The following is a 6,000-nucleotide window of genomic DNA, read 5'->3' as shown; positions in this document are numbered from 1 at the left end:
CCTCGGAGGCCCGCTCGGGACGTCGGGCGGCACTGACCTCGGAGGCCCGCTCGGGACGTCGGGCGGCACTGACCTCGGAGGCCCGCTCGGGACGTCGGGCGGCACTGACCTCGGAGGCCCGCTCGGGACGTCAGGCGGCACTGACCTCGGAGGCCCCGCTCGGGACCTCAGGCCGCACTGACCTCGGAGGCCCGCTCCCCGGTACCCGTCCCGGAACCCTCGGCATCCCCCGTGAGCGCGACGGGTTCCTCCTTCGGCAGGCGCCGCATCAGCGCCCCGTAGCCGACGGCGGCGACCGTCCCGACGACCGCGCACATGCCCCACAGCCACTCCGCGCCCAGGTCGTCGATGACCGCGCCGGACATCAGCGGGGCGACGAGGGCGGCGAGCGACCAGGACAGGGTGTAGACGCCCTGGTAGCGACCGCGCCCGTGCACGGGGGAGAGGCGGACGACGAGTCCGGTCTGCGTCGGTGCGTTGATCATCTCGCCCAGGGTCCAGACGCACACCGTCAGGGCGAACACACCGACGGACCCGGCGAAGGAGGTCAGCCCGAACCCGTAACCGGCCAGCAGGGACGAGACGACGAGCAGCCGCTTGGCGTCCCGGTGCTCGATGAGCCGGGTGACCGGGATCTGGAGGGCGACGATGAGGATGCCGTTGACGGCGATGGCCAGACCGTAGTCGGCGGGCGTGAACCCGGCCCGGCCCATGGCCACCGGCAGACCGACCGACCCCTGCTGGAAGACGAGCGCCACCAGGAAGGACAGCCCGACGACGCTCATGAAGCGCCGGTCGCGCAGGACGGTCACCAGCCCGACGGACGCGTCCGCGCCCCCCTTCCCGCCCTGCTCGTCCCCACGGGGCCGGGACTCGGGCAGCTTGAGGAAGACGACGACCGCGCAGGCCATGGTCATCGCGGCCTCGATCAGGAACCCGGCGAGATAGCTGAACTCGGCGATGAAGCCGGCCGCCATGGAGGAGACGGCGAAGCCGAGGTTGATCGCCCAGTAGTTCAGCGAGAACGCCCGGACGCGGTCCTCGGGCCGCACGATGTCCGCCATCATCGCCTGCACGGCGGGCCGCGAGGCGTTGGAGGCCATGCCGACGAGGAAGGCGACACCGGCGATGGAGACCGGGTCGTGCACGAAGCCGAGCAGCGCGACGAAGACGGCCGTCGAGGCCTGGGCGACGAGCAGGGTCGGCCGCCGCCCCAGCCGGTCGGCCATCACACCCCCGCCGAGGGAGGAGACGACTCCGCCGAGCCCGTGCAGCGAGGCGACGAGACCGGCGTAGGAGGCGGAGTACCCCCGCTCGAGCGTGAGGTACAGGGCCATGAACGTGGCGACGAAGGCACCGAGCCGGTTGACCAGGGTGCTCGTCCACAGCCACCAGAACTCGCGGGGCAGCCCGGAGACGGTTTCGCGGGCGGCGCGTCTGAGACTGGTGACGGACATGGACGACCCCCGGATGTAAGTGGCTGATGCGGCGAGCGTGACTTACGCACTGGCCGTACGCACAACTTACGAGGGCAGCCCGACGGCCAACCACTCAATTAACAGAAGCCGTCAACTGTCGGCGTGCCGCCGTCCGCCTGCCGGGCACCCGGGCGGGGCGCCGAATGCGTGGATTAGGCTCGGATGCATGGCCGACGCACCGTACAAGCTGATCCTCCTCCGCCACGGCGAGAGCGAGTGGAACGCGAAGAACCTGTTCACCGGCTGGGTGGACGTCAACCTCAACGAGAAGGGCGAGAAGGAGGCGGTCCGCGGCGGTGAGCTGCTCAAGGACGCCGGCCTGCTGCCCGACGTGGTCCACACGTCCGTCCAGAAGCGCGCGATCCGCACGGCCCAGCTCGCCCTGGAGGCCGCCGACCGCCACTGGATCCCGGTCCACCGCTCCTGGCGCCTGAACGAACGCCACTACGGCGCCCTCCAGGGCAAGGACAAGGCCCAGACGCTGGAGGAGTTCGGCGAGGAGCAGTTCATGCTCTGGCGCCGCTCCTACGACACCCCGCCGCCCCCGCTGGCCCGCGACGCCGAGTACTCCCAGTTCTCCGACCCGCGCTACGCGGCCCTCCCGCCGGAGCTGCGCCCGCAGACGGAGTGCCTGAAGGACGTCGTCGCCCGCATGCTGCCGTACTGGTTCGACAGCATCGTCCCTGACCTCCTCACCGGCCGCACGGTCCTGATCGCCGCCCACGGCAACAGCCTGCGCGCCCTGGTCAAGCACCTCGACCAGATCTCCGACGCCGACATCGCCGGCCTCAACATCCCCACGGGCATCCCCCTCTCCTACGAACTCGACGCGGACTTCCGCCCCGTCACCCCGGGCGGCACCTACCTCGACCCGACCGCGGCAGCGGCGGCGATCGAGGCTGTCAAGAACCAGGGCAAGAAGAAGTAAGCGCCCACGAACAAGCCGACAAGCCCCCTGTCTGCGGTTCCTTCGCGGGGCAGGGGGCTTGTCGCTGTGCTGGGGCCGTCGCCGGGCCTTCGGCCGTTCGGCCGGACCGCGTCGTTCTCAGTTCCGGAGGAAGTCCGGTGCCCGGCGTTCTCTCGCCACGGAGCGGGCCACCGCGTCACCGAGGGCCACGACTGCTGCCTCGGCGTCTTTTTGAGGCACACCGTCGAGAACGGTGGGGACGTGCGTCGCCAGTGCCTTGCTGCGCCAGAGGCTCAGTCCGGTCAGCCGTCGCACCGCCTGGACAACATCCAGCACGCGGCCACCGGGGTCGGTGAGCACGACGCCCCCCTCTTACGAGGCCGTTCCGTGCCGAACGGCATCAGGTACGCGAACGCACGGAGCGTCAGGCCCGGGTCCAGGTGGCCCGGGAGGCCGGGCATCGGCCATGACGAAGGAGACGGCCGTACCCCCGAAGGGACTCGGCATGGAGCTCCAGGATGCGGCGAGTGAGTCGACGAGGAGCAGACCACGTCCGTGAGGGTCGTCGACGTCCGGTCGACGGCTGGTGGGACCTGGTGCGCAACCATCCCGAGATGCGCTTTTGGGCTGCGCACAACAGGACGGTGCCGTCGGAGATTCTGGCCGGGCTGATCAAGGATTCCGATTGGAGGGTGCGGGACCGGGTGGCGAGCAAGCGCCACTGCCCGTCTGAGCTGTTGGAGCGGTTGGCCGACGACCCGCATGACTCTGTGCGGAGGCTCGTCGCAGGCCATCCACGCTCACCGCGCTCGGCAGTCGCACGCTTGGCCGACGACCCGTGGCCGGTCATTGCGCAGGAGGCCCGTGCCCGCCTGGCCAAGTGGCCGTCCGCGGAATCGTCCGAGCCCTCCTGACTCGGCTATCGGACGCGCACAGCCATGCCGAGGCAAGCGGTGTCACCACGGCTTTACCGAGCCGCTTTGGCGCGAGCCTCGCAGATCACGACCTCAACGTCACGCTTTACTGCGCGCCTTGCCGACGTGCAGCCTTGAGCCGTCTGGGTGATATTAGGAGGTGGGGCGTTTATTCGCAACGCGACGCCCGCTCCCTCCGAGTCCTGCATTCTCTCAACTCCCTCCCGCAACACTTTGCGACACGTGGTGAGAGCACCACAGACGACCGGGCAACAAGTGGTGAGGAAGGGCCCCTCCAGATGAGTGAGAGATTTCGTAACCGGAAACCCAGGCCAGCCATGGTCAGAGGATTCTTCACCGCACTCGCCATTGTCATGATTCTTATCGGCTGCACCACTGTAATTGCCGACCGCCCTAGCGGAGACCCGGGGGAATTGGCCAACATAACCCCGGTCACTGACTGTACTGGAAGAATAAAAAGGGATTCAATGTATCTATATGTCACCACATCCCTCGATAGTAACGGCTGGTACGCTGAAGATGTCACAGTTAGCAGTAATAACGCATTTCGGTGCGCAATCCAATTTCCGCTTCCCTCCAATTCGAAGGATTTCTCAGTATCGATTATAAGAGGATGGGCGAGCGTTCGCAAGATCGGTTCGGCGCCGGATGTTCAGGTAGTACTCCCGCCAGGTCAATCCCTTGCGGGATTTTCGTTCAAAACCAATGACGGTGTCACGCGGCCAGGGCTCGGCAGCCTCCAGATGTCCCTCCGGGAAGACAAATTCATCGGGACCGACTGGTACTGGCTTCAGGCGACTGAGGCATGTCCATCCGGTAAATCCCTGTCAGAGATCACGCCTGACGGTCAGAGGCAGCCGCAAAACAAAGTAACCTGGCAAAATCTAAACGGGGAGGGGCAGTTTTCGGTGACGTGCATCAGCCGGGATACTCGCTTTTGGGTTGAACATGCCACCGATCTCATAGTGCTTGGCGTCGGAGCCTTACTGGGTGCGCTTGTCGCATGGAAGTCGGAGGAGCGCAGAGCGACGCCGGTCTCCCCATCGTCATGGGTGGATGTGCGCAGTGTGGCTAATCGCAGGAAGCGTCTTCGTGTCTACTCCAGTCGTCAGAATGCTTCCCTGCGCTACCGGCGTCGGAGCAGATGACTTCAATCGGTTCCCGGCCGAGCGGCTGCATGCCACGACGGCGCGTCAAAACCGAGCGGCAACAGCTTCCTCGCGTCGAAGCATCACAAGCGCACACAAGATGCTGCGGGGGCGACGGCGAGAGCGGCCCTGTCCGACGAGGCCACCACATCGCTGTTTGCCCAGGTGAGCGCACGAACCGCTCCCAAATGACTGCGGCTTCCCAAGCTGATGATTCGCCCCTTGGGCCCGTAACGATCAGGCATCACCACAGCTTGGGCCACGGTGCCGATGTGAGCACGACCCCTCGACCGCCGTGTCGCGCCGATTGGCGGCTCGGTGGAGGCGCCGGCTCCAAGCGCTCGCGAAATCTGACGGCCAGTCAGGCTCGTGGCTTCCTCTGCATCGATGCCGGCGACAGCGCCGGTCTAACGCGGTTCGTGGGCCGCTGCCCGGCAGGCACCGGTCGCGGCGCCGCCCGCGACTCCGGCCCCGGTCAGCCCGGTCACACAACTCTGCAGGTCTCCGACCACGCCACGGCTGCAGGCCGCTGTGACGGAGTCGGAAGCGGTGGCACCGGCCAGTTCGGCCATCCGCGTGCAGGCGGGGATGTCCGCCCGGGCCACGGGAGCGGCGAGGACCGCACCGCCGAGGGTGAGGGTCAGGCCGGTGAGGGCGCCGGCGATACGGGTCGACGTGCGCATGGGACGCACCTGCCTTTCGTGTTGGCCGCGCGGCCCTGGTCCCGGCGGGCCGGATCCACGCGGTAAGGCCGCCTGGCGACGCTCGGTGGGGGGTGCCCCGGCCGGCGGGCGCACGGACCGACCGCACGATTCTGTGTCGCATCCATTGAGCCGTACCGGGACATGGTCGCCAGGCCGAAGAAGGGGCCCCGGACCGGATGAGACGCACTCGGACCTCCACTCGCCGGCCCCTCACTCCAGCGTCGCATCCTCTCCCCCGCCCGTCCTGGGCACCGGGGGCCTGTCCGACGGGTCGCGTCACCGACCCCGCAACTGACCGCAATGTCACCCGAATGGCGCAACATGACGTGCCACCCACATGGGTGAAGATCAAGCTGGCTAGTGCCCCAACCGAGGCAATCCGTGAAAGGGAAACCAAATGCGCATTCGACGAATCCTCACCGCCGTCATCGCCACGGCAGCCCTCGCCGGACTCGGCCTCACAAGCGCCGCCACCGCCACCGCCGCCACCGCACAGGGGGCCCCGTCCTACGTCACGCCTTCTCAGTGCAAGCAGGGCGGCGGAACGCCCGCGATCAATGAGTCGGGCAACCTCTGCAAGGGCGGTACGCACAACGGAGAGCAGGTCGACTGAACCTCACAGGGCGCCCCGCGGCCACGCGCCACGCGCCGCGGGGCGCTCCCGCGCGAGCGCAGCCGGCGGAGTCACAGGAGCTGTGCCGACCTGTCGGGCACCCTATGGGCCCGACAGGCAGGGCAGTTGGTCTGGCGGTTTCGGTCCCCCGCCCCGCCCAGCGCCGGAGGGATTACGGCGCCAGCTGTCACGACTCGCGTGTCTGCTCACCGTCA

At 67.8% G+C, this 6,000-nt stretch carries 6 protein-coding genes and 1 pseudogene; 3 read left to right on the top strand and 4 right to left on the bottom strand.

What is annotated here, in order from left to right; translation table 11 throughout:
* Positions 1–167: 167 nt before the first annotated feature.
* Positions 168–1,457, bottom strand: coding sequence for an MFS transporter (locus tag AB0G56_RS11960; RefSeq protein ID WP_360967421.1), 1,290 nt, complete (start codon positions 1,455–1,457; stop codon positions 168–170).
* A 187-nt stretch (positions 1,458–1,644) separates the two neighbouring features.
* On the opposite strand from AB0G56_RS11960, the gene AB0G56_RS11955 reads away from it, so the two are divergent.
* Complete coding sequence (locus tag AB0G56_RS11955; protein WP_360967418.1) at positions 1,645–2,406, top strand: phosphoglyceromutase; 762 nt, start codon at positions 1,645–1,647, stop codon at positions 2,404–2,406.
* A gap of 117 nt (positions 2,407–2,523) precedes the next feature.
* On the opposite strand, the gene AB0G56_RS11950 is transcribed toward AB0G56_RS11955, so the two are convergent.
* Positions 2,524–2,745 (bottom strand): ribosomal protein L7/L12, encoded by a 222-nt coding sequence (locus tag AB0G56_RS11950; RefSeq protein ID WP_360967415.1) that lies wholly within the window; start codon positions 2,743–2,745, stop codon positions 2,524–2,526.
* Between the two features lie 12 nt (positions 2,746–2,757).
* Positions 2,758–2,967: pseudogene (locus tag AB0G56_RS11945) on the bottom strand (ATP-binding protein); the annotation flags it as partial.
* On the opposite strand from AB0G56_RS11945, the gene AB0G56_RS11940 reads away from it, so the two are divergent.
* Positions 2,904–3,299, top strand: coding sequence for a hypothetical protein (locus AB0G56_RS11940; RefSeq protein ID WP_360967412.1), 396 nt, complete (start codon positions 2,904–2,906; stop codon positions 3,297–3,299). The pseudogene AB0G56_RS11945 and the gene AB0G56_RS11940 overlap by 64 nt on opposite strands.
* A 1,576-nt stretch (positions 3,300–4,875) precedes the next feature.
* Here the strand turns inward: AB0G56_RS11940 and AB0G56_RS11935 are convergent.
* Positions 4,876–5,151, bottom strand: a complete 276-nt coding sequence (locus AB0G56_RS11935) for a hypothetical protein (protein WP_360967410.1) — start codon at positions 5,149–5,151, stop codon at positions 4,876–4,878.
* A 418-nt stretch (positions 5,152–5,569) separates the two neighbouring features.
* On the opposite strand from AB0G56_RS11935, the gene AB0G56_RS11930 reads away from it, so the two are divergent.
* Positions 5,570–5,785, top strand: a complete 216-nt coding sequence (locus AB0G56_RS11930; protein ID WP_360967407.1) for a hypothetical protein — start codon at positions 5,570–5,572, stop codon at positions 5,783–5,785.
* The last annotated feature ends 215 nt before the right edge of the window (positions 5,786–6,000 follow it).

The sequence above is a fragment of the Streptomyces sp. NPDC021356 genome, assembly GCF_040641015.1.
Classification (GTDB): domain Bacteria; phylum Actinomycetota; class Actinomycetes; order Streptomycetales; family Streptomycetaceae; genus Streptomyces.
Note: the sequence above shows the minus strand (reverse complement) of the source record. Positions and strands in the feature narration are given on the sequence as shown.